This is a genomic window from Stenotrophomonas sp. YJH_SMC_81, assembly GCF_059370875.1.
The window spans coordinates 182,582-203,673 of record NZ_JCAFUB010000003.1; the positions used below are offsets into that span (position 1 = coordinate 182,582).

Annotated in this window: 20 protein-coding genes and 1 pseudogene; 16 read left to right on the top strand and 5 right to left on the bottom strand. The window is 67.5% G+C overall.

Going from position 1 to position 21,092, the window contains the following annotated elements:
* Positions 1–14 precede the first annotated feature (14 nt).
* The gene (locus AC5P8U_RS07360) at positions 15–374 is read right to left on the bottom strand and encodes a response regulator (protein ID WP_069139920.1); all 360 of its coding nucleotides are present in this window, start codon (positions 372–374) and stop codon (positions 15–17) included.
* The gene (locus tag AC5P8U_RS07365; RefSeq protein WP_409349635.1) at positions 364–1,527 is read right to left on the bottom strand and encodes a two-component system sensor histidine kinase NtrB; all 1,164 of its coding nucleotides are present in this window, start codon (positions 1,525–1,527) and stop codon (positions 364–366) included. Before AC5P8U_RS07365 ends, AC5P8U_RS07360 begins: the two co-directional genes overlap by 11 nt.
* A gap of 151 nt (positions 1,528–1,678) precedes the next feature.
* Between AC5P8U_RS07365 and AC5P8U_RS07370 the strand changes: the two genes are divergently transcribed.
* From AC5P8U_RS07370 to AC5P8U_RS07390, 5 genes are all read left to right on the top strand, one after another.
* The gene (locus AC5P8U_RS07370) at positions 1,679–4,786 is read left to right on the top strand and encodes a response regulator (RefSeq protein ID WP_088497308.1); all 3,108 of its coding nucleotides are present in this window, start codon (positions 1,679–1,681) and stop codon (positions 4,784–4,786) included.
* Positions 4,783–5,607 (top strand): CheR family methyltransferase, encoded by an 825-nt coding sequence (locus tag AC5P8U_RS07375; protein WP_053499919.1) that lies wholly within the window; start codon positions 4,783–4,785, stop codon positions 5,605–5,607. The genes AC5P8U_RS07370 and AC5P8U_RS07375 overlap by 4 nt, the downstream gene beginning before the upstream one ends.
* Positions 5,607–6,182 carry a chemotaxis protein CheB gene (locus AC5P8U_RS07380; protein WP_053499917.1) on the top strand — a complete coding sequence of 192 codons (576 nt, stop codon included), beginning with the start codon at positions 5,607–5,609 and terminating at the stop codon, positions 6,180–6,182. The genes AC5P8U_RS07375 and AC5P8U_RS07380 overlap by 1 nt, the downstream gene beginning before the upstream one ends.
* The gene (locus tag AC5P8U_RS07385) at positions 6,179–7,312 is read left to right on the top strand and encodes a hybrid sensor histidine kinase/response regulator (RefSeq protein ID WP_072169055.1); all 1,134 of its coding nucleotides are present in this window, start codon (positions 6,179–6,181) and stop codon (positions 7,310–7,312) included. The genes AC5P8U_RS07380 and AC5P8U_RS07385 overlap by 4 nt, the downstream gene beginning before the upstream one ends.
* An 83-nt stretch (positions 7,313–7,395) precedes the next feature.
* Positions 7,396–7,824 carry a BLUF domain-containing protein gene (locus AC5P8U_RS07390; protein WP_005416313.1) on the top strand — a complete coding sequence of 143 codons (429 nt, stop codon included), beginning with the start codon at positions 7,396–7,398 and terminating at the stop codon, positions 7,822–7,824.
* A 15-nt stretch (positions 7,825–7,839) separates the two neighbouring features.
* On the opposite strand, the gene AC5P8U_RS07395 is transcribed toward AC5P8U_RS07390, so the two are convergent.
* Positions 7,840–8,160, bottom strand: coding sequence for an ArsR/SmtB family transcription factor (locus AC5P8U_RS07395; protein ID WP_088497310.1), 321 nt, complete (start codon positions 8,158–8,160; stop codon positions 7,840–7,842).
* Positions 8,161–8,234: 74 nt separating this feature from the next.
* On the opposite strand from AC5P8U_RS07395, the pseudogene AC5P8U_RS07400 reads away from it, so the two are divergent.
* The 3 genes and pseudogenes from AC5P8U_RS07400 to AC5P8U_RS07410 all read left to right on the top strand — a co-directional run.
* Positions 8,235–8,684 (top strand): annotated as a pseudogene (locus tag AC5P8U_RS07400) (YeeE/YedE family protein); the annotation flags it as partial.
* Complete coding sequence (locus AC5P8U_RS07405; protein ID WP_447897272.1) at positions 8,681–9,118, top strand: DUF6691 family protein; 438 nt, start codon at positions 8,681–8,683, stop codon at positions 9,116–9,118. The pseudogene AC5P8U_RS07400 and the gene AC5P8U_RS07405, both read left to right, overlap by 4 nt.
* 43 nt (positions 9,119–9,161) lie before the next feature.
* Positions 9,162–10,226: a linear amide C-N hydrolase gene (locus AC5P8U_RS07410; protein WP_252744532.1), complete on the top strand. Its 1,065-nt coding sequence runs from the start codon at positions 9,162–9,164 to the stop codon at positions 10,224–10,226.
* Here the strand turns inward: AC5P8U_RS07410 and AC5P8U_RS07415 are convergent.
* Entirely contained in the window at positions 10,223–11,002 is a 780-nt protein-coding gene (locus tag AC5P8U_RS07415) for a DUF6491 family protein (RefSeq protein ID WP_005416318.1), read from the bottom strand. The genes AC5P8U_RS07410 and AC5P8U_RS07415 overlap by 4 nt on opposite strands.
* Before the next feature lie 81 nt (positions 11,003–11,083).
* Here AC5P8U_RS07415 and AC5P8U_RS07420 point away from each other — a divergent pair, with 81 nt between their 5' ends.
* The 6 genes from AC5P8U_RS07420 (at position 11,084) to thrC (ending at position 17,988) form a co-directional block, all read left to right on the top strand.
* Positions 11,084–11,779 (top strand): helix-turn-helix transcriptional regulator, encoded by a 696-nt coding sequence (locus tag AC5P8U_RS07420; RefSeq protein ID WP_072169059.1) that lies wholly within the window; start codon positions 11,084–11,086, stop codon positions 11,777–11,779.
* A 167-nt stretch (positions 11,780–11,946) separates the two neighbouring features.
* Positions 11,947–12,897, top strand: coding sequence for a DMT family transporter (locus AC5P8U_RS07425; RefSeq protein ID WP_180890605.1), 951 nt, complete (start codon positions 11,947–11,949; stop codon positions 12,895–12,897).
* Between the two features lie 137 nt (positions 12,898–13,034).
* On the top strand, positions 13,035–13,172 hold the full coding sequence (locus AC5P8U_RS07430) for a hypothetical protein (protein WP_172412145.1): 138 nt from the start codon (positions 13,035–13,037) through the stop codon (positions 13,170–13,172).
* 84 nt (positions 13,173–13,256) lie between these two features.
* Positions 13,257–15,761 (top strand): bifunctional aspartate kinase/homoserine dehydrogenase I, encoded by a 2,505-nt coding sequence (thrA, locus tag AC5P8U_RS07435; RefSeq protein WP_072169061.1) that lies wholly within the window; start codon positions 13,257–13,259, stop codon positions 15,759–15,761.
* Positions 15,758–16,672 carry a homoserine kinase gene (locus AC5P8U_RS07440; RefSeq protein WP_072169062.1) on the top strand — a complete coding sequence of 305 codons (915 nt, stop codon included), beginning with the start codon at positions 15,758–15,760 and terminating at the stop codon, positions 16,670–16,672. The genes thrA and AC5P8U_RS07440 overlap by 4 nt, the downstream gene beginning before the upstream one ends.
* A gap of 29 nt (positions 16,673–16,701) precedes the next feature.
* Complete coding sequence (gene thrC / locus AC5P8U_RS07445) at positions 16,702–17,988, top strand: threonine synthase (protein ID WP_072169063.1); 1,287 nt, start codon at positions 16,702–16,704, stop codon at positions 17,986–17,988.
* Positions 17,989–18,045: 57 nt separating this feature from the next.
* Here the strand turns inward: thrC and AC5P8U_RS07450 are convergent, their stop codons facing one another.
* Positions 18,046–18,798, bottom strand: a complete 753-nt coding sequence (locus AC5P8U_RS07450) for a Crp/Fnr family transcriptional regulator (protein WP_005416324.1) — start codon at positions 18,796–18,798, stop codon at positions 18,046–18,048.
* A 127-nt stretch (positions 18,799–18,925) separates the two neighbouring features.
* On the opposite strand from AC5P8U_RS07450, the gene hisS reads away from it, so the two are divergent.
* The gene (gene hisS, locus AC5P8U_RS07455) at positions 18,926–20,320 is read left to right on the top strand and encodes a histidine--tRNA ligase (protein WP_072169064.1); all 1,395 of its coding nucleotides are present in this window, start codon (positions 18,926–18,928) and stop codon (positions 20,318–20,320) included.
* A gap of 440 nt (positions 20,321–20,760) precedes the next feature.
* Positions 20,761–21,069, top strand: a complete 309-nt coding sequence (locus tag AC5P8U_RS07460) for a YerC/YecD family TrpR-related protein (protein ID WP_088497315.1) — start codon at positions 20,761–20,763, stop codon at positions 21,067–21,069.
* Positions 21,070–21,092: the final 23 nt, after the last annotated feature.

Here is a 21,092-nt window from a genome sequence, read left to right on the forward strand (position 1 = left end):
AGGCCGGTACGCCTTCAGTCCTGCCTGAGCAGTTCAACCAGCTGGCGCAGGCGATAGGGCTTGGGCAGGAACTCCACCTGCTCCGGAAGCGGCGGCAGCTGCGAACGCGCATAGCCGGAGGACAGGATCATGCGTGCATGCGGCTGCTCACGCGCGACGTGCTCGCTGAGTTCGATGCCGGACATGCCGTTGGGCATGCTGACATCGCTGAACACCACGTCGAAGCGTGCGTCGCCCTTCAGCAACGCAGCCGCTTCATGCCCGTCGGCGGTGGTGGACACCTCGATGCCGAAATCGCGCAGGGCCATGCCGATCATCTCGCGCAGATCGTTCTGGTCCTCCACCATCAGTACGCGGATCGGGTCATCGGTCATGGGTAAATTCCTCGGTTGCGGGTAGCAGCAGGCTGACCGTGGTGCCGACACCGGGCGTGGTGGACACATCGACGAAGCCGCCGCTCTGGGTAGTGAATCCGAACACCTGGCTCAGGCCCAGGCCGCTGCCCTTGCCGATGTCCTTGGTGGTGAAGAAGGGCTCGCTGGCCCGCTCGGCGACGTCGGCGGCCATGCCGTGGCCTTCGTCGCAGACGCTGAGGGTGACATAGCCGCGTTGCAGCATGGTGTCCGCATCCGGATCGAGGCGATGTTCCAACGCGGTGCCGATCAGGATGCGGCCGCCATCGGCGGTGGCCTCCACGGCATTGGCCACCAGGTTCGCCAGGGCGGTTTGGAGCTGCATCGCATCGGTACTCACCTGCGGCAGGCCCGGGGTGAGATGGGCTTCCAGTACCACCGTGGGCGGGCAGGCGCGTTGCAGGTCCGGCAGCCACTGCCGTACCAGTGCATTGATGTCCACCGATTCCCGGATCAGGGTCTGGCCGGTGCTGAAGGCCAGCAGCTGGCGGGTCAGCAGCGCGCCGCGGTCGGTGGCTGCCTGCGCGGCATCCAGCAGCTCGGCTGCGCGTGCATCGTCACTGCTGACACGCAGCGACAGCAGGTCAAGTGCGTTGCCGATGGTGGTCAGCAGGTTGTTGAACTCATGTGAGAGGCCGCGGCTGAGCCGGCCAACCGTCTCGAACTGCTGGGTATTGCGCAGCGCACGCTGGGCATCGCGCAGCAGCCGCTGCGCTTGCCACTGCTCGGTGATGTCACGGGTGATCTTGACGAAGCCGAGCAGTTCGCCGGCTTCCACGACCGGTTCGATGACCACGCTGGCGCGGAACGACGATCCATCGCGGCGAACGCGCCAGCCCTCACTGGCGACATGCCCCTGCTTCGCTGCGACGCGAAGCAGGCGCTGCGGTTCGCCGGCCTCGCGGTCGGCGGCCAGGTAGAAGCGGCTGAAGTGCGTTCCCACCACTTCATCGGCTGAATAGCCTTTGATACGTTCGGCGCCCGGGTTCCAGCTGCACACGATGCCTTCAGGATCAAGCAGGTACAGCGCATGGTCGCGCACGCTGTCGATCAGCAGTCGCAGTTGTCGGGAAGGGTCCGTCAGCACGGACGTCGTAGAGGCGGCTGCGTCCACGTGTAAATAAGTGTTACCCCTGTGAGGGACGTGAAGCTAGGCACTCAAGTGTGAAGGATGCGTGCACACCTGACACGTGCCATTTGTCCTGTGCGGCTGAATGCGACACGGAGTACCATCTTCCACCCTTTGCCTTCTGGAACCGACCTGCATGCGTCCTGGTGCGACTACGCGTGACCGCTGGATCTGGATGACGTCCGCCGTGCTGCTGGCCGCGACCATCGTGTTGGAACTGGTCGTCCCGCTCGGCTATGCGGTATGGCTGGCCTACTTCCTCGCGGTCGGCGTGACGGTGTTCCAGCGCAGTGCACGCGCGCCGTTCGTGGTCGCGATGATCGCCTGTGTCCTGCTGGTGATCGGCTTCAACGTTGCGCCAGCCAGCAACAATTCGTCGTTCTCGCTAGTCAACCGTACCGTCGGTGGCTGCGCCTTCCTGATGATCGCACTGATCGTCTCGCGCGCGATCCAGGCCCGGCGCCAGGCGATGCGCGCGCTTTGGCTGCAGGAGGCCGAGAACGCGGTGGCGCTGAGCCTGCGCGGTGACCTTGGGCCGGAGCAGATCGCCGAGGCGGCAGCAGCAAGCCTGGCCGGGCAGCTGGATGCAGAGGTCGGTGCGGTCTATCGCCTGGACGGCGGCCGGCTGCAGCTGACCGGTGGCGTGGCGCTGCCCACTGGGACGCCAGCCTCCCTGGCCCTGCACGAAGGACTGGCCGGGCAGGTTGCGCGGGACGAACGCATCCGCCACCTGCACGGCGAAGACGCTGCCGTGCTCGAACTGCAGACCAGCCTGGGCCGGCTGCCGGTGCGCGAGCGCATCCTGGCGCCAATCAGCAGCGATGGTACGGTGGTCGGTGTCATCGAGCTGGGCCGCGCGCGGGCGGGTGAACAGCGTGATCTGGATCGCGAGCTGCTTGAGCGCTGCGCCGACACCATCGGCATGGCACTGCGCGCATCGCTGCTGCGTGCGCAGCTGGTGGTGCTGCTGGAAGAGTCGCAGCGCCAGGGCGAGGAGCTGCAGGCCCAGCAGGAAGAGCTGCGCGTGGCCAACGAGGAACTGGAAGAGCAGAGCCGCAGCCTGTTGCAGTCGCAGAGCCACCTGGAAGAACAGCAGGCTGAGCTGGAACAGAGCAACGTGCAGCTGGAAGAGCGCACCCACGAGCTGGAGGCGCAGAAGCAGGCACTGCTGGTTGCGCAGAGCCAGCTGGTGCGCAACAGCAACGAGCTGGCGGCGACCTCGCGCTACAAGTCCGAATTCCTGGCCAACATGTCGCATGAGCTGCGCACGCCGCTGAACAGCTCGCTGATCCTGGCCAAGCTGCTGGCCGACAACAAGGACGGCACGCTGACCGAGGAACAGGTGAAGTACGCGCGTGCGATCCTGTCGTCCAACAACGACCTGCTGGCGCTGATCAACGACATCCTCGACCTGTCGCGCATCGAGGCCGGTCATGTCGAACTGTCCGATGAAGTGGTGGTGGTCGAGAGCGCGCTGCAGCGCCTGCGCGAGACGTTCGAGCCGATGGCGCGGCAGAAGGGCCTGGCCCTGCAGATCGAAGCCGACGCCCTGGCACCGACCCAGATGGTGGTTGACAGCCAGCGGCTGCAGCAGATCCTGAAGAACCTGCTGGCCAACGCGGTGAAGTTCACCGAGCATGGCAAGGTCAGCCTGCACGTGCGTGCCGGCGGCAACGGTCGCATCCGGTTCGAGGTCTGTGACACCGGCATCGGCATTGCCCGCGAGCAGCTGGACGTCATCTTCGAAGCGTTCCGCCAGGCCGATGGCAGCACCCGCCGTCGCTACGGCGGCACCGGCCTGGGCCTGTCGATCTCGCGCGATCTGGCCGAGCGCATGGGCGGCGGCATCCAGGTCGACAGTGAGCCCGGGCGCGGCAGCTGCTTCATCCTGGAGCTGCCGTTGCAGGGTGCGCCCGCGGCGAGCGCAGCCGACGCTGCCGAGGTTCCCGTGGCTGCGCCGCCGACGGCGCCGGCCGTGCTGCCGGCCGCGCCCGCACGCGCTGCGACCGCGGCAGCGCCGGTCACTGCGATGGCCGGCGTAGCCGACGACCGCGGTCGCCGCCAGCGTGCCGGGCGCCTGATCCTGGCGGTCGAGGACGATGCCACGTTCGCCGAAGCGCTGGTGGCGCTGGCCCATGAACTGGACTTCGACTGCGTGGTGGCGGGCACGGCGGAAGAGGCGCTGGCGCTGGCCAGCGAACTGCGGCCGAACGGCATCCTGCTCGATATCGGCCTGCCGGACGTGTCGGGCCTGAGCGTGCTGGAACGCCTGAAGCGCAACCCGGACACGCGCCACATCCCGGTGCATGTGGTCTCGGCCACGGACCGCAGCCAGGTGGCGCGTGAGCTGGGCGCGATCGGTTTTGCGATCAAGCCGACCACGCGCGAGCGGCTGGTGACGGCCATCGAACAGCTGGAACAGACCAGCCAGCGCGACATGCGGCGGCTGCTGATCGTGGAGGACGACAACGAGCTGCGCCACAACCTGGAACTGTTGCTGGGCCGCGACCAGCTGCAGATCGTCGCCGTAGGCACCCTGGCCGGCGCACTGGAACAGCTCAGTACGGTCACGTTCGACTGCATGGTGATGGACCTGTCGCTGCCCGACGGCAGTGGCTACGACCTGCTCGAGCACATGGCCGGCAACGACGATGTCGGTTTCCCGCCGGTGATCGTCTATACCGGCCGCGCACTCAGCCGCGAGGAAGAGCAGCGACTGCGCCGCTATTCCAAGAGCATCATCATCAAGGGCGCGCGTTCGCCCGAGCGCCTGCTGGACGAGGTGACCCTGTTCCTGCACAGCGTGGAGGCCAACCTGCCCAGCGACCAGCAGCGCCTGCTGCGCGAGGCCCGCCGTCGCGACACCGTGCTCGACGGTCGGACGGTGCTGCTGGCCGAGGACGACGTGCGCAACATCTTCGCACTGTCCAGCGTGCTCGAACCCCTCGGCGTCACGCTGGAGATCGCGCGCAATGGCCAGGAAGCGGTGGATCGCCTGGCCGAGCGCGAGGTCGACCTGGTGCTGATGGACATCATGATGCCGGAGAAGGATGGCCTTGCTGCGATGCGCGAAATCCGCGCGCAGCGCCACCTGCGGGACCTGCCGATCATCGCGCTGACCGCCAAGGCCATGCCGGACGACCGTGAGCGCTGCCTGCAGGCCGGCGCCAACGACTACATCGCCAAACCCATCGACGTCGACAAGCTGGTCTCGCTGTGCCGGGTCTGGTGCTCGCGGCAATGAACGAGCAGGCCCTGTTCGACCTCGAGCTGAAGGTGCTGCTGGAAGCGCTTTACCAGCGCTACCACTACGATTTCCGCAGTTATGCGGTGTCGTCGCTGCGTCGGCGGATCCGCCAGGCCATGCAGCGCTATGAGTGCGAGCGGCTGGCCGACCTGCAGCACCGCCTGCTGCACGAGCCGGACCTGTTCGCGCAGGCGATGCAGTTCTTCACCGTGCAGGTCTCGGAGATGTTCCGCGACCCGGCCTATTTCCGTGAGCTGCGCGAGCAGGTGGTGCCGGTGCTGCGCACCTACCCGTCGGTGAAGCTGTGGGTGGCCGGTTGCAGTACCGGCGAGGAAGTGTGGTCGCTGGCGATCCTGTTGCACGAGGAAGGCCTGCTGGAGCGCAGCATCGTCTACGCCACCGACATCAATCCGGCTGCCCTGGCCACCGCCGAGGCCGGCGCCTATGGCATCGACCGGATGGCCCAGTTCAGCCGGAACTACCTGGCGGCCGGTGGCAGCGCCTCGCTGTCTGACTACTACGCCACAGCCTACGATGGCGCGGTGTTCGATCGCCAGTTGCGCCGCAACGTGGTGTTCGCCGACCACAGCTTGGCCACCGACACCGTGTTCTCCGAGGTGCATCTGGTGTCGTGCCGCAATGTGCTGATCTATTTCAACCGCGATCTGCAGGATCGCGCGGTGGGCCTGTTCCGTGAAGCGCTGGTGCATCGCGGCTTCCTTGGCCTGGGCAGCAAGGAGTCGCTGCAGTTCGGGCGCCACCACGGCGCGTTCGAGACCTGCTCGCGGGAGCATCGCCTGTACCGGAAGGTTGCCTGATGGCACCGCCGACACGACCGGCCGTGCTGGTGATCGGGGCCTCGGCGGGTGGGGTCGCGGCGCTGCAGGCGGTGCTCGGCGCGCTGCCTGCGGCTCTGCCGGCGCCGGTGCTGGCCGTGCTGCACCTTCCGCGCGATCGCAGCAGCCGCATCGCCGACGTGCTGGCGCCGTACTGCGCGCTGCCGGTGCGCGAGGCCGAAGACAAGCAGCCGCTGCAGCCTGGCACGGTGACCTTTGCGCCACCGGACTATCACCTGCTGGTGGAAGACGCCGGTTCGCTGGCGTTGTCGGTGGACGCACCGGTGCTGTTTTCCCGCCCGGCCATCGATCCATTGTTCGAGTCGGCTGCGGCCGTGTTCGGCGCGCAGGTACTGGCCCTGCTGCTGACCGGTGCCAGCAGCGATGGTAGTGAAGGGGTGGCCGCGGTGCGCGCCGCCGGCGGCCGCGCCTGGCTGCAATGTCCCGAGGAGGCCGAGGCATCGATGATGCCGGCCTCCGCCCTGCAGCACGCCGGCGCCGATGCCGTGCTGCCCCTCGAACTGATGTGCCGTCGCCTGAAGGAGCTGTTTGCATGAACCTGTTGCCGCCGGACCCTGCGCAGTCGCAGACCCCGGTCAACCTGCTGATCGTCGATGACGTGCCGCAGAACCTGGTGGCCATGCAGGCGCTGCTGCAGCGCGAAGGCGTGAACCTGCTGCTGGCGGGCTCGGGCGCGCAGGCGCTGGAACTGCTGCTCGAGCATGAGGTGGCGCTTGCCCTGCTGGACGTGCACATGCCGGAGATCGATGGCTTCACCCTGGCCGAGCTGATGCGCGGTTCACACCGCAGCCGGGATGTGCCGATCATCTTCCTGACCGCCTCGCCGGACGACCCGCTGCGCGCGTTCAAGGGCTACGAAACCGGCGCGGTCGACTTCCTGCACAAGCCGGTGGCGCCGCAGGTGATCCTGAGCAAGGTCAATGTCTTCATCGAGCTGTACCAGCAGCGGCAGCTGCTGAAGGCGCGCAACGAGGCGCTGGAGCGCTCGCTCAAGCTCAACGAAACGATGGCGGCGGTGCTCACCCACGATCTGCGCACGCCGCTGTCGGCGATCCTGCTGTGTGCCGACAAGCTGGCGCTGGAGCTTCCTGCGGGCAATGACGGCGCGCAGCAGACCCTGAAGCACCTGGAGGCCAGCACGCTGCGCATGGCGCGCATGGTCGAGCAGCTGCTGGACTTTTCGCGGATCCGCAGCGGCGGGCTGCGCCTGCAGGCCAGCGCCTGTGATCTTGCCGAGGTCACGCGTGCGGTGGTGGCCGAAGCGGGCAGCGCCCACGGCCACGCACGGGTGCATCTGGATATGCTGGGCGATACCCGCCTGCAGGGTGATCTGGATCGGCTGGGACAGGTTGCCGCCAACCTGATCGGCAATGCGCTCACCCATGGCAGTGAGGCGCGGGTGGAGGTGGACGGCCGTGATCCGCGCAGCGTGCTGCTGCGGGTGAGCAACGCGGGACGGATCGACGACGCGTTGCTGCCGCGCCTGTTCGAGCCGTTCAAGGCCAGCTTCCATCCCAGCAATGGCCTGGGGTTGGGCCTGTATATCGTCGATCAGTTCGTGCGCGCGCACGGCGGGCATATCGCAGCGCGCAATGAAGCCGGTCAGGTGGTGTTCGAAGCCCGGTTGCCGAGGCGCGTAGAGGCGCTGCCGGCGGCCGCTACCTGAATTCTTCAGGAAACACCCGCGGGCACTGAGACGGACTCGTCCGCAGCTGCTACCGTGGCTGTACATCTTGTCAAGGAAGCGCCATGCCACTGCGTGCCATCGCCTACGTCAGCCAGGCGCTGCCGGATCTTTCCGCTGAACGGCTGCGGGCGCTGGTCGATGATGCAGCCCGTTTCAACAAGATGGCGGGCGTGACCGGTGTGCTGCTGCATGACGGCGGGCGATTCCTGCAGTACATCGAAGGGCCGCCGGATGGTATCGATTCGGTGTACGAACGCATCCTGCAGGCCGGTAGCCATATCGACATCATCGAACTGGCGCGTGGCCGCCTCGGCCAGCGCCAGTTTCCGTACTGGTCGATGCGCGCGTTGCCGGTGGAGGAGGCGCTGCTGCGGCAACTGTCTTCCAGCGACTGGTCAGGTTTCACCCGCGCGTTGCATGGTGACCTGTCGGCGCCGACCCCGGTGGATCTGCTCGATCAGGTCGTGCAACCGGTGCTGCACGCAGGTTGAACCCGCGTGGAAGGTTCAGCGCGCTGCATTTCCGCAGTAGGCGGCGTGCAACGCCTGCAATACGCCCAGCGCCGGCCCTTCCACCACCCGGTAGTGGATCGCCTGCGCTTCGCGCCGGGTCGCGACGATGCCAAGTCCGCGCAGCACCGCCAGATGCTGGGACAGCGCTGATGCGCTGAGCCCGGTCAGTGCCTGCAGTTCCGGTACTGGCGCCTCGCCTTCAACCAACCGGCACAGCACGCGCAGCCGTGCAGGATGGGCCAGGCTTTTGAGCAGCGCCGCGGCCTGGGCGGCATGCCCGGCCATCGCGGCAGTGTCGAGCTCGATGCGGGTCATGGTTGACCTTTTGTTTTAGAAGAAGCTAATTTAGAAAAAGCTAATTCAAAAGGCAAGCGAATGAACGGAACAACTGGAGGCAGGTCATGACCGTGCCGTGGGCCGCCGTCGCGGGGGGGGCGTTGATCGGTGCGGCGGCGGTGGTGTTGCTGGCGACCACGGGCCGGGTGGCCGGCATCAGCGGCATTGCCGCTGGCAGCGTGCGCGCAACGCCGGGCGAGCGCGGCTGGCGCTGGGCATTCCTGCTCGGCCTGCTTGCCGCTGGCGGGGGTGTGCTGTACTGGCAGGCCGTGCCAGGCCAAGCGCCCCGCGACCTGTTGCGTGACGCCTTGCCGGCGTGGCAGCTGGTTGGCGCCGGCCTGCTGGTCGGATTCGGTACGCGGTTGGGCAACGGCTGCACCAGTGGTCATGGGGTGTGCGGCGTGGCCCGCGGCTCAATGCGGTCACTGCTGGCGGTGGTGGTGTTCATGGCCTGCGCAATGTTGACCACATTCCTGATCCGTCATGGCGGGGGCTTCGCATGAGCCGCGTGATGGTGGCCGCCGGCGCGGCAGGGGCGCTGTTCGGCGCGGGCCTGGCGCTGGCCGGCATGACCGATCCGCGCCGCATCCTCGGTTTCCTAGACATCGCCGGCGGTTTCGATCCCACCTTGGCCTGGGTACTGGCCTCGGCACTGCTGGTCAGCGCGGTCGGCCAGCGCTGGGTGCTGCGGCGCCCGCGGCCGTCATGCGCAACGGGCTTCCAACTGCCCGCTGCGCGCGGTGTCGATGTACGCCTCGTGCTGGGCGCGGCATTGTTCGGAATGGGTTGGGGATGGGCAGGCTATTGCCCGGGCCCTGCCATCGCCGGGCTGGCGGTGGGATCGCGCGAAGCGCTTTGGTTCGTGCCGGCGATGCTTGCAGGTTTCTGGCTGCACGATCGCCTGGTTCGCCGGGGCTTCACCGCTGTGTCACCCTGAATCGGGTCATATCCACGGATCACGGGGAAAGGAGCGCAACGACATGGCACGGATGAAGTGGAAGGAAAGGGCACTGCTGGCGGTCGCGCTGGCTGCCGCGCTGGCTGCCGCAGTGGCACCGGCGCTGGCCTGCACGCGCGCGGTCTACCTGGGCGACAACGGTGATGTGATCACCGCTCGCTCGATGGACTGGAAGGTTGATGTGGCGACCAACCTCTACGTGCTGCCGCGCGGCATCGCGCGCACCGGCCAGGCCGGGCCGAAGTCGCTGGCCTGGACGGCGCGCTACGGCTCGGTGGTGGCCACCGGTTATGACGTATCGACCACCGATGGCATGAACGAGAAAGGCCTGGTGGCCAACCTGCTGTGGCTGGTCGAATCGGAGTATCCGAAGCAGCGCGGCAACAAGCCGGGCCTGGCCATCTCACTATGGGCGCAGTATGTGCTGGACAACTTCGCCACCGTAGACGAGGCGGTCGCGGCGCTGCAGCGCGAGCCGTACTCGATCGTCACCGACAAGGTGCCGGGCGAAGACCGCCAGGCCACGCTGCACCTGTCGCTGTCAGATGCCAGTGGCGACAGCGCCATCGTCGAATACATCGGCGGTCGCCAGGTGATCCACCATGACCGGCGCTACCAGGTGATGACCAACTCACCGATCTTCGAGCAGCAGCTGGCACTCAACAGCTACTGGCAGCAGATCGGCGGCACGGTGATGCTGCCGGGCACCAACCGCTCAGCCGACCGTTTCGCGCGCGCCTCGTTCTACATCAACGCCATTCCCAAGGCGGAAGACCCGGTGGTGGCGCTGGCCAGTGTGTTCAGCGTGATCCGCAACGCCTCGGTACCGTATGGCATCACCACCCCGGGCGAACCGAATATTTCATCCACGCGCTGGCGCACCGTGGCCGACCACAAGCGGCGGTTGTACTTCTTCGAATCGGCACTGACACCGAACACCTTCTGGGTCGACCTGAACAAGGTCGATTTCGGCGGCAAGGTGCTCAAGCTCGATCTCGGTCCGGACCAGCGCAATACCTTTTCCGGCGACGCGCTGGGCCACTTCGTGCCCAGCGCACCGTTTGCGTTCCTCGGCGTCGACGGTTAGTTCGACGCCTGGCTGGAAGCCGGATAGACCGCCTGGATCGTGCAGCCGCCGCGGGTGTACTGCGGCAGCGGCGCCAGCGCGTCGTTGCGCAGGTCACCATTCTCGAATCCGGCGGTGAGGATGCGATCGCCCGGATTGCCACAGATCAGGCCGTTCTGCATGCCGGAGTGGAAGCTCAGCTGTGGCGCACGGTCGAGCTGGCGGCAGTGGCTGCCAAGCTCCACGCGATAGTAGCGGTGACCCCCATTGCGATGCGGATTGGTCTCCACCAGCATGCCCTGCGGGTCGGACGACCACGCGCGCACGTTGCGCGTGGCAAAGCAGTACGACGGCGAACCACCGAAACTGCGGCGGATGTCCCTGCGCTCGCGGATGGTCAGGGCGGGCAGGGTGGCCATGCGCAGGCGATCGCTGTCGCGGGCAACGCTGGCGTAGTCGCGATCCTGCACGGGGGTCACCGCGCTGATCGCGCAGCTGCGGCCATCGACCACCACACGCTCGCTGGGGCGACCGCAGGCCCAGCCGGCGGGTGCTTCAAGTTTCAGCGTGGTGGCACCGCGGACGCCGGGACACTCTTCGCTGAAGTCGATCCGATAGGCCTGGCCCGAGGCGGCTCGCAGGGCGATTGAACGCGATGAAGCCTGCTCCACTTCCTGGACGCCGACCGCGTCCATGCAGTGCGGGGCCGGTGGCGTACGTTCCTGCGCGGAGGCCGAGGCGGTGAGCGCCAGGCCGAGGCTGGTGGCAAGCACCAGGGACAGCTGCTGATGGGTCATGACCTGCACTCCCTGCGTTGGATGACGGATCGACTATAGCAGCGGTTTGCACGGCCGTTGTTACACGCGCACACTGCCCGGATGGGCGCCATCTTCCATCTGCGGCACTACGGGCAGGCCACCGGCCTGGACCGCCATGACTACGCGCAGTGGGTGCTTCCGCTGCAGGGCGAACTGCAGTTCGAGATGGAAGGGCGCGGCGGCCGGCTGGACCTGCTGCAGGGGGCATTTGTGGCCGCCGGCGAAGCACATGACCAGATGGCGGACGGCCCCAATGGTTTCGTGATCGTTGATTGTCCTCCAGGCGTGCTGGATGACGGCACGCAGGAGCATCTGTGCCGCCAGCGCTGGCTGCATCTGCCGCTGGCATTGCGTCTGCGCCTGGCCGAGGTGCAGGCAGGGCAGCCGATGCCGGCGTTGCTGCCGCAGTTGCTGCAGGTATTTGCACCGGCGGGCAGTGGGGCGCGCATGCAGGGCCTGTGCGCGGCGGTGCAGGCCGATCCCGGCCGGGCCTGGCCGGTTGCCCGGATGGCCGGATTTGTCGGTGTCAGCGAGGGCCGGTTGCACGCATTGTTCCAGCGCGAGTTCGGGCTGAGCCCGCAGGCCTGGCTCAGTGCGTGCCGCTTGCGTTGGGCCAAGCATCAGCTGCGCACCACTGCCGCGCCGATCAGCGATATCGCACTGGCTGCAGGTTATTCCGAGCAGAGCGCACTGACCCGTGCGCTGCGCCGCGAATGTGGCCAGACCCCCGCTGCGTGGCGCAGGGGTGCCGGCTGAGTTGTAGAGCCGAGCCGATGCTCGGCTGCCCTTGTCTGCACAACGGTGAATCGCAGCCGAGCATGGGCTCGGCTCTACAGAGGTGACAAGGCAGCAGCCTCGGTCAAGAGCGCCCAGCGGCCAGCGCTTACACTGCGCGGCCCGTTCCATCCGCCCGGACAATCCGAATGCGCAACAACCCGATGGCCGTGGGCATCGCCAATGGCGTGGCCGCTGGCGCGCTGTGGGGCGTGGTCTTTCTCGCGCCTGCCGTGCTTCAGTCGTTCAATGCGTTGCAACTGTCCGCCGGCCGCTACCTGGTCTATGGCCTGATGGCAGTCGCCCTGCTGCTGCCGCGATGGAAGCGGCTGGCACTGCGGCTGGGCCGTGCCGAATGGATCGGCCTGCTGTGGCTGAGCCTGGCAGGCAACCTGGTGTATTTCCTGCTGCTGGCGACCGCCGTGCAGTGGGCCGGTGGCGCTGCGGCATCGCTGATCGTCGGCCTGATACCGGTAGTGGTCACCCTCGTTGGCGTGCGCGAGCCGGGCGCTGTACCACTGAAACAGCTGCTGCCGGCACTGGGGCTGTGCGTGCTGGGGGTCGCCCTGGTGGGTTGGGAAGCGCTGATGTCCGAGCACCTGGTCACCCCGTGGCGGCAGCGCCTGATCGGGCTGCTGTGCGCGTTCGGTGCGCTGTTCTCGTGGGCGCTGTACTCGATCGGCAACAGCCGCTGGCTGGCGCGCAGGCCAGACCTGTCCAGCCATGACTGGTCGCTGCTGACCGGCGTCACCACTGGCGGCCTGGCCCTGCTGCTGGTGCCGATGGCCTTCAGCGGGCACACCGGCAGCCATACGGCGGCGCAATGGAGCGGGTTCTGGGCGATCAGCGCCGGCGTGGCAGTGGTGGCCTCGATCCTCGGCAACGCATTCTGGAACCGCGCCAGCCGCCTGCTGCCACTGACCCTGACCGGCCAGATGATCGTGTTCGAGACCTTGTTCGCGTTGCTTTATGCCTTCGCCTGGCAGCAGCGCTGGCCCTCGCTGCTGGAAGCACTGGCGATCGTGTTCCTGGTGGCCGGTGTGATGCTGTGCGCGCATGCGCATCGCACACCACGGGCGATCGCCGAACATGCCGGCTGAATGCAGTTGTCAAGCGTGCTGATGCCGGCTTTGTCTCAGTTGCAACCAAATGTCGGCACGTTGGCCGATGATCGCTGCATCGGTTTTTTGCATCGCAGCACTTGACAGCGGCAGGCGCACGGTGTTTTCTGTGCGCCATGGTTCTTGATGCCGCCCACGCCAGCCTGATCGCCCCCGCCATTGCGGGCCGTTCGACTGCGCCGGTCGCGACCATCACCACCATTACCACCACCACCGCCACCACTGCCCTGGTGCGGCCCGTCGTCTTCGTGTAACTCCCGAAAACCACGGCCCCGCACCCTACAGGTGGCGGGGAAACTCGACACCTGCATGCGACGGGGCCTCCTACCGAGGTCTGCATGTCTCCCCACGCCCCCGCTCATTCCGTTGCCCCGGCCGACCTGGCTGCCGCGTTCACCGTCGTGCACAAGTTCGGCGGCACCTCGGTGGCCGATGCCGAACGCTATCGCCATGTGGGCGGCCTGTTGCTGGCCCGTCCCGAATCGCTGCAGGTCACTGTCGTCTCGGCGATGAAGGGCGTCACCGACGCGCTGATCGAACTGGCCCAGCTGGCGGCCAAGGGCGATGGAGGCTGGCGTGAGGCCTGGCATGCCCTGCGCGCACGCCATCGCGGCGCTGCCGTGGCGCTGCTGGGCGAGCAGGTGGGCGAGACGGTCGAATGGATCGACGCCCGCTTCGATCAGCTGGCCGAAGTGCTGGCCGCGCTGGAAGTGATCGGCGAGCTGCCGCGCGAGGTGCTGGACCGTGTGCAGGGCTTGGGCGAAGTGTTTTCCGCACAGCTGCTCGGCACGCATCTGCGCGCGCTGGGCGAAGACTGCGCGGTACTCGACGCGCGCGATGTGCTGGTGGTCGGGCATGGCGAACTCGGCGTGGATGTCGACTGGGAAGCCAGTGCCGACCGCCTGGCCAAGTGGCGCCTGCAGCATCCGCAGTCGCGCCTGGTTGCCACCGGATTCGTCGCACGCGATCGCGATGACCGCATCACCACCCTCGGTCGCAACGGCAGCGACTATTCCGGTGCGATCTTTGCCGCGCTGTTCAACGCTGACGAGCTGCACATCTGGACCGATGTCGATGGCGTGCTGTCGGCGGACCCACGGCTGGTGCCCGAGGCGGTGCAGCTGGAAGCGCTGAGCTACGACGAGGCCTGCGAACTGGCGTACTTCGGCGCCAAGGTGGTGCATCCGCAGACGATGTCGCCGGCGATCCGACTCGGCCTGCCGATCTTCATCCGCAATACGTTCCAGCCGGCGCATCCGGGTACGCGGATCAGCGCCGAGCGCTCGCCGCGCGGGCCGGTGAAGGGCCTGACCCTGAGTCCCGGGCTGGCGCTGCTGAACCTGGAGGGCACTGGCCTGATCGGCGTGCCGGGTACCGCCGAGCGTGTGTTTGCCGCCCTGCGCCAGGCGCAGGTCTCTGTGGTGATGATCTCGCAGGGTTCCTCGGAACATTCGATCTGCTGCGTGGTGCGCGCCGCCGAAGCTGCGCGCGGCCGCGAGGCACTGCTGCACGCATTTGCGCACGAGCTGTCAGCGGGACAGGTGCAGCGCGTGCAGGTCAGTGAGGGCGTCAGCGTACTGGCTGCGGTCGGTGACGGCATGGCCGGGCAGCCAGGTGTGGCGGCGCGCCTGTTCGAGGCACTGGGGCGTGCGCAGGTGAACATCCTGGCGATCGCGCAGGGCTCGTCCGAACGCAACATCTCGGTCGCCGTGGATAGTGCCGATGCCACCCGTGCGTTGCGCGCGGCGCATGCAGGCTTCTGGCTGTCGCCGCAGACCTTCGCGGTCGGTGTGATCGGGCCCGGCAACGTTGGCGCCGCACTGCTGGACCAGTTGCTGGCCGCGCGCCCGCAGCTGCTGGCCAAGGCCAATGTGGATCTTCGCCTGCGTGCGCTGGCCTCGCGTTCGCGCATGCGCCTGGAAGTGGACGGCCTGCATGCGGACTGGCGCGAGGCCCTGCGGGACGCGGGTGAATCCAGCGATCTTGATCGTTTCACCGAGCACCTGCTGGCTGCGCACCTGCCGCATGCGGTGGTGATCGACTGCAGTGGCAGTGCCGAGGTGGCCGAGCGCTACGAGGGCTGGCTGGCGGCAGGCATCCATGTGGTCACCCCGAACAAACAGGCGGGTGCCGGGCCGCTGCCGCGCTACCAGCGCATCCGCGCCGCCGCAGCGGCCAGTGGTGCGCGCTTCCGCTACGAGGCCACGGTGGGCGCGGGCCTGCCGGTGATCACCACGCTGCGCGATCTGGTCGATACGGGTGACGAGGTGCTGGCCATCGAGGGCATCTTCTCCGGCACGCTGGCCTGGCTGTTCAACCGCTTCGATGGCAGCCAGCCGTTCTCGCAGCTGGTCGCGCAGGCGCGGTCGATGGGCTATACCGAGCCGGATCCGCGCGATGATCTGTCCGGTGTGGACGTGGCACGCAAGCTGGTGATCCTTGCACGCGAGGCCGGCCACGCGCTCAGCCTGGAACAGGTACAGGTGGAAAGCCTGGTGCCGGCACTGCTGCGCGACGGCAGCGTGGATGACTTCATGGCACGGCTGGGCGAGTCCGACGCCAGCCTGCTGCAGCGCCTGCAGGATGCACGGGCGCGTGGCGCGGTGCTGCGCTACGTGGCACGGCTGGGCACCGACGGCGCCTCGGTGGGCCTGCAGGAACTGCCGGCCGACCATGCCTTCGCCAACCTGCGGCTGACCGACAACGTGGTGCAGTTCCGTACCCGCCGCTACTGCGACAACCCGCTGGTGGTGCAGGGACCGGGCGCTGGACCGGAAGTGACGGCGGCGGGCGTGTTCGCCGACCTGCTGCGGGTAGCCGCTGGCGAGGGAGCACGCCTGTGATCGCACGTGCATTTGCGCCCGCCTCGGTGGCCAATGTGGCGGTGGGCTTCGACATACTGGGGCATGCCATTGCAGGCGTTGGCGATACGGTGAGCGTGCGGCGTATCGATGAGCCGGTGGTGCGCATCGAGGCGATCCGCGGCAGTGCGGTCGAACTGCCGCTGGAGGCGGCCGGAAACACGGCAGGTGCGGCGTTGATGTCGCTGCGCGCAGGGCTGGGCCTGCACTTCGGCTTCGCGGTGGAGATCGACAAGGGCATTCCATTCGGCTCCGGCATGGGGGGCTCGGCAGCCTCGTCCGTCGCTGCGCTGGTTGCTGCCAATGCATTGCTGGATGCGCCGCTCTCGCGCGAGGCGCTGTACCCGTTTGCACTGGATGGCGAGGCCGTGGCCAGTGGGGGCCGCCATGGTGACAACGTGGGGCCGCTGCTGCTCGGCGGGCTGGCGTTGTGCACGGCTGACCGCCTGCTGACGATCCCTGTGCCAGCCAGTTGGCACAGCCTGCTGGTGCACCCGCACGCGGTGCTGGAAACCCGTCTGGCACGCCAGGCGCTGCAAGGCAGCTATGCGCTGGGTGAATTCGTGGCGCAGAGTGCGAATCTTGCGCTGGTGCTCAGCGGCTGCCATCGCAGCGACGCGGCGCTGGTGCGCGCTGGCCTGCGCGATGTGCTGGTGGAGCCGCGACGGGCGGGTCTGATCGGCGGCTTCGAGATGGCTCGCGATGCGGCGTTGTCAGCCCGTGCAATGGGCGCGGGCATCTCCGGTGCCGGCCCCAGCGTATTCGCCTGGTTCGAAGATGCCGACCAGGCCCACGCTGCCGCGGCGCCGGTGCAGGCCGCATTCGCTGCTGCCGGCTTCGACAGCGATGCCTGGGTGTCGCCGCTGGATGCGCCGGGAGCCCGGCTGTGCTGAATCCTTCTCCCTCTTTGGATACTGAACCCATGCAATTCGTTTCGACCCGCGGCCGGTCCCCGGCCGTTGGCCTCAGCGCGGCCATCGCTGCAGGCTTGGCACCCGATGGTGGCCTGTACGTGCCCCAGGCACTGCCGGCGCCACGTGAGCTGGAAGCCGGTGCGACCCTGGCCGATACCGCTGCAGACCTGCTGGCACCGTTCTTCGCCGGGGATGCGCTGGAGGCCGCATTACCGTCGATCTGCCGCGAGGCGTTCGACTTCCCGGTGCCGCTGCGCGCGCTCGGTGACGGTGACCACGTGCTGGAACTGTTCCATGGACCGACGGCGGCGTTCAAGGACATTGGTGCGCGTTTCCTGGCCGGTACGCTGTCGCGGCTGCAGGCCGGCAAGGACCGCGAACTGACCATCGTCGTCGCCACCTCTGGCGATACCGGCGCCGCCGTTGCCGCGGCCTTCCATCGCCAGCCAGGCGTACGCGTGGTGGTGCTGTATCCGGATGGCCGCGTGTCACCGCGCCAGGCGCACCAGCTCGGCTGCTTCGGTGACAACATCCAGGCGCTGTGCGTGGCCGGTGCCTTCGACGACTGCCAGGCCATGGTCAAGCAGGCGCTGGCCGACCGCGAACTGCAGGCACAGGTGCCGCTGAGCTCGGCCAACAGCATCAGCCTCGGTCGCCTGCTGCCGCAGATGAGTTACTACGCACATACGGCACTGAGCCACTACGCGTTGCATCGTCGCCGGCTCAACCTGGTGGTACCGACCGGCAACCTGGGCAACGCAATGGCCGCAGTGCTGGCGCGCGCGCTGGGCGTGCCGATCGGACAGATCGTGCTGGCCACCAATGCCAACGCCGTATTGCCGGCGTACTTCAACGGTGGCGAGTACCACCCGCAGGCCAGCGTGGCGACCGTGGCCAATGCCATGGATGTGGGGGCGCCCAGCAACTTCGAGCGCCTGCGCTGGCTCTACCAGGGTGACGATGCCGAACTGCGTGCTGCCTTCCGGGCGTTTGCGGTGGATGACGTGACCATCCGGGCCACCATTGCCGCCGCGCATGCCAGCAGGGGCGAGCTGTTCTGCCCGCATACGGCTACGGCGGTGAAGGTGCTGCAGGACCTGCGCGCCCGTGGTGCCAAGGGCGACTGGGCGGTGGTGGCCACCGCGCATCCGGCCAAGTTCGAGGCCGTGGTCGAGCCGTTGATCGGCGAACCTGTGGCCGTGCCGCCGGCATTGGATGCGTTGTTGCAACGGGCGGCGCACGCCGAACCGTTGGCCGCCGATTACGCGGCGTTGCGCGAGGTGTTGTTGCGTTGATCGGAGATGGATGGGATTGCCGGCCGCTGGCCGGCAATCCCAGCAACCGCAGTGCGGTCAGATCAACCCTTCACCGGCCAGCGTGCGCAGCCCGTCCTCGTCGAGGATCTCCACTACGTTCAGGTGGGGCAGGGCAATCAGCCCTTGCTGGCGCAGCTTGGTGAAGGTGCGGCTGACCGTTTCCATGGTCAGGCCCAGATGGTCGGCGATGTCGCCTCGGCCCATCGGCAGCGACACGCGCAGGCCGTCGCCGCCCAGCCTGGCTTCACGCGCGGCCAGGCGCAGCAGGAAATCAGCCAGCTTCTCGGCCGGCTGCAGGCGTGCCAGCGCCAGTGCAGCGTCCTGCGCGGCATCCAGTTCCTGGCAGGCACGCTGCAGCAGCTTGCGCTCCAGGTGCGGGAAGCGGCTGCGGAGCGCCTTCATCTGTGGCAGCGCGACGCGGCAGACACGGCTGTCGGCGATGGCTTCGATGTCGTAGCGGTGATGGTCGCTGCCGCTCAGGCCCAGGTAGTCGCCGGGCAGCACGAAGCCGTTGATCTGGCGGCGGCCGTCGGCCAGGGTGCGTACCAGGCGCAGTGCGCCGGCAGTCAATGTATAGACATGGTCGCGTTCTTCACCCGTGCGGGCCAGCGTGCTGCCCATGCTGACCTGCTGCGAAACGGTGACCTGTTCCAGCGCCTGCACTTCATCGGGCGACAGCGCCGAGCACACCGCAAGGTGGCGAACCGAGCAGTGCAGGCAGTCCAGCGTGGTGCAGGACGGCGAGGCGGGATCGTTGGTGGCGGGCGGAGCGCCGGAAGGCCGTGACATGTTGCGGGGGCGTATCGCGGGCGGGGGAGGGCCTTATGATACTTCAAGCGGCCGTTCGACCCTGCCCGAGGCGGGGGCGCTAGAATGTCGCCCCCTCCCACGTCCCGTTCCAGCAGGAGTTCCACCCGTGATCAAGCCCCGTACCCCGCCCGGCACCCTTGAACTGCTGCCGCGCGAGCAGATTGCGTTCCAGCGCATGCTGGACGTGATCCGCCGCAACTACGAGCGCTTCGGGTTCCTGCCGGTGGAGACGCCGGTGTTCGAGCTGTCCGACGTGCTGCTGACCAAGTCCGGCGGCGAGACCGAGCGCCAGGTGTACTTCGTGCAGTCCACCGGTGCGCTGGCCAATGCGGCCGAATCGGGCGACCGTTCGCTGCCGGAGATGGCGCTGCGCTTCGACCTGACCGTGCCGCTGGCACGCTACGTGGCCGAGCACGAACACGAACTCACCTTCCCGTTCCGTCGCTACCAGATGCAGCGCGTTTACCGCGGCGAGCGTGCCCAGCGCGGCCGTTTCCGCGAGTTCTACCAGTGCGACATCGACGTGATCGGCAAGGACAGCCTGAGCGTTCGCTATGATGCCGAAGTGCTGGCGGTCATCCACGCCGTGTTCTCGGAACTGCGCATCGGTGACTTCAGCATCCAGCTGAACAACCGCAAGCTCATGCGCGGCTTCTTCGAGAGCCTGGGCGTGGCCGAAGGCGAGCGCCAGCTGGCGGTGCTGCGTGAAGTGGACAAGCTGGACAAGCGCGGCGCCGATTACGTGCGCGAGACGCTGGTGGGCGAGGGCTTCAACATCCCGGGCGAGCAGGTCGAGAAGATCCTGGCCTTTGTGGCCGTGCGTTCGCAGGGCCATGCCGATGCGCTGGCGCAGCTGGCCACGCTTGAAGCCGACGGCGGCTCTTCGGAAATCCTGCGCACCGGCGTGGCCGAGCTGCGCGAAGTGCTGCAGCTGGTGCAGGCGCTGGGTGTGCCGGAGAGCGCGTACTGCCTGAACTTCTCCATTGCGCGCGGCCTGGACTACTACACCGGCACCGTCTACGAGACAACGTTGACCGACCACCCGCAGATCGGCTCGATCTGCTCGGGCGGCCGCTACGAAGACCTGGCCAGCCACTACAGCAAGTCCAAGTTGCCGGGCGTGGGCATTTCCATCGGCCTGTCGCGCCTGTTCTGGCAGCTGCGCGAGGCCGGCCTGATCGATGGCATCGAGGCCAGCAGCGTGCAGGCGCTGGTGGCGCTGATGGACGAGCAGGGCATGCCGCAGTCGCTGGACATCGCCCGCCGCCTGCGCGCCGGTGGCATCAATACCGAAGTGCAGATGGAGCCGAAGAAGATCGGCAAGCAGTTCCAGTATGCCGCCAAGGCGGGCATCCGCTTCGTGGTGCTGGCCGGTGAGGACGAGCTGGCGCGCGGCGTGGTGGCGGTGAAGGACCTGGTGCGCGAGCAGCAGTTTGAAGTCTCCCGCGATGAGCTGGCGAGCACTTTGCAGGTGGAGCTGGAGCAGTCCAAGGTGATGTAACGGCCACTGGCAGCATGCAACACTTCAAGGAAACGCCCACCAACCGGTGGGCGTTTTCGTTTCCGGGCCCCGGCCGTCCCGACAGCTCGCGGCCAACCGTCGAAGGCGGGGTGGGTCCGGTTGAGGGGGCGTGAGCCGCATAAATGCGGCGACCGAGCTTACATGGGTGAGGGCGCTTTGCTTGCGAAGCACTGCTTCGCAAGCGCCCGAACGCCCAGCCGCCAGCGGCTGGGCCGGGCCCCGGAGGGGTACTTGCAGCGCCCCCCTCAAGCGGATCCATCCCGCCAACCCTCGGAAACCAGCTTTGCTGTTGCTCTGGCTCTTGCCTCTGCGGGTGCAGGGCAGCAGCCCTGCCGTACCCCAACTGACGATTTGACGCACTGCGCAAGAATGCGCTAATGTACTAACGCGCTATTACATTGATGCATGGAAACAGCCCCGTGAAAGCCCGCCCCGAGATTGCCGCCAAAGACCCGAAGGCCGACCTGGAAGCCCTGGCCCTGGCGTTTGCCGCCCTGCGCGAGCCGGAGCAGGTGGAAGCCTTCCTGCGCGATCTGTGCACGCCGGCCGAACTGGAAGCCATGGCCGACCGCTGGAAAGTGGTGCCGTTGCTGCAGCAGGGCGTGCCGTATCGCGAGATCCACGAGCGCACCGGCGTGAGCGTGACCACCACCGGACGGGTGGCGCGCACGCTCGAGCATGGCCATCGAGGCTATGCCGCCGCCATCGACCGCCTTGCTTCGCGCTGATCCGCGCCCCGTTCCGAACTTCG